Annotated in this window: 3 protein-coding genes and 1 pseudogene; 1 reads left to right on the forward strand and 3 read right to left on the reverse strand. The window is 45.8% G+C overall.

What is annotated here, in order from left to right; all coding sequences use genetic code 11:
- The 3 genes and pseudogenes from PLA23_RS13495 to PLA23_RS13505 all read right to left on the reverse strand — a co-directional run.
- A pseudogene (locus tag PLA23_RS13495) lies at window positions 1-338 on the reverse strand (V-type ATP synthase subunit I); the annotation flags it as partial.
- 13 nt (window positions 339-351) lie between these two features.
- Window positions 352-669 (reverse strand): V-type ATPase subunit subunit G family protein, encoded by a 318-nt coding sequence (locus PLA23_RS13500; RefSeq protein ID WP_324331703.1) that lies wholly within the window; start codon window positions 667-669, stop codon window positions 352-354.
- Window positions 670-752: 83 nt separating this feature from the next.
- Complete coding sequence (locus PLA23_RS13505) at window positions 753-920, reverse strand: hypothetical protein (RefSeq protein WP_324331705.1); 168 nt, start codon at window positions 918-920, stop codon at window positions 753-755.
- Window positions 921-1,077: 157 nt separating this feature from the next.
- Between PLA23_RS13505 and PLA23_RS13510 the strand changes: the two genes are divergently transcribed.
- Window positions 1,078-1,331, forward strand: a 254-nt coding sequence (locus PLA23_RS13510) for a putative universal stress family protein (protein ID WP_324475553.1), incomplete at its 3' end; no start/stop codon positions are given.

Genomic DNA, 1,331 nt, shown 5'->3' on the forward strand with positions numbered 1-1,331 from the left:
TTCCGGTTCTCCAGGGTTCTCAGCGTATCTTCAAGTGAGTCACAGATGGATGTTGCGGTAATTACCAGATCCTCATGGGAAAGGCGGGCATATTTATCAATAAAAGGACTTTTTTTTTGCTTTCTGGAATCAACAGGAGTCAGGATCTGGATCTGTCCCCTGATCCGGCTTAGAAGTGAAGATATCTCATCAGGATTGAACGTATCAAGAGGACTGATCTCCATGGTCCCGGCTGATTCGCTCTTCGCATCTTCAAGATGAATAGAACCTGCCTGGTACAGTACATCGATAATTCGCTGATAATCACGTTTCGGACCAACTACCAGGATTCTTTTCATCTTCTGGAGCATATTATCCCAACGCCATCTCGATAATGCGTTTTATCGCAATATCCACCCTTTTCTCTCCAGCATTCAGGATTTTTTCAGCTTCCCTCTCCCCTGATTCCCTGATCGCCCTGATCTGCGTTGCAAGTTCATCAAGTCCCTTTTGCATATACCGTGATGCTTCTTCTGCTCCCCGTTGCTCTGCTTCATCCCGCATACGCCGTGCCCTGATCCGTGCATCATGGATCCTGGTTTCAGCCTCTCTGCAGACAAGATCACATTGCTCTTTTAGTTCTGTTTCCTTTCGCGATATCTGATCCAGCAGTGAATGTTCTGTCTCCATAATCTTCCCCGCCTTCATGCACAGGCCGGATAACCGGCACTGATGTAGGAACGCTGCCAGGATAAAGTGGGTGTATAGACCCTTTACAGGCCGTATTTACTCTTCATTCTCCTGGTCATGCCATAGCTGTCGGTATCTTCAAGATGTTTTGTACAGGGCGGACGGCTAGCGGCTTGAAGTATCCGATCCTCGCACCGCTTCATTGCAACCTGCTTGAGCTCGAGGATCTTTTTCATATCTGGTACAGCCATACATATCACCCCGTATCATACGTGACAGTGACCTTTTACTATCACATAATATTTAAGGATAGTACTTTGACGACCATTTCGAAAACCATAATAATATCCTATTTACTTATCCAATTGCATTAATTACAAGACAGGTTCATTCAATACAGGTGTAGGTATGTTCAGGCGAATTCTCTTCCCCACCGATTTTTCAGATTATGCACGGCGTGTTATGGACTGCATCGCAGACCTCCCCGGGGTTAACGAAGTGGTAATTGTCCATATTATCGGGACAGACAAACCCGGCCCGTTACGCAGTGATATTGAAATTTCTGCAAAAACGAGGATAGAATCAGACGCAAACCTTTTAAAAAGCCTGGGCATTCCATCCATCAAATCAGAAGTCATCGTTTCTGAATCGGTGGCTGCCGT

This window comes from Methanospirillum sp., assembly GCF_035406105.1.
Classification (GTDB): Archaea; Halobacteriota; Methanomicrobia; order Methanomicrobiales; family Methanospirillaceae; genus Methanospirillum.

Bases quoted from the DNA above. Each gene is read 5' to 3' on its own strand.
- PLA23_RS13505 (WP_324331705.1), bottom strand. From the start codon at position 920: ATGGCTGTACCAGATATGAAAAAGATCCTCGAGCTCAAGCAGGTTGCA.
- PLA23_RS13500 (WP_324331703.1), bottom strand. From the start codon at position 669: ATGGAGACAGAACATTCACTGCTGGATCAGATATCGCGAAAGGAAACA.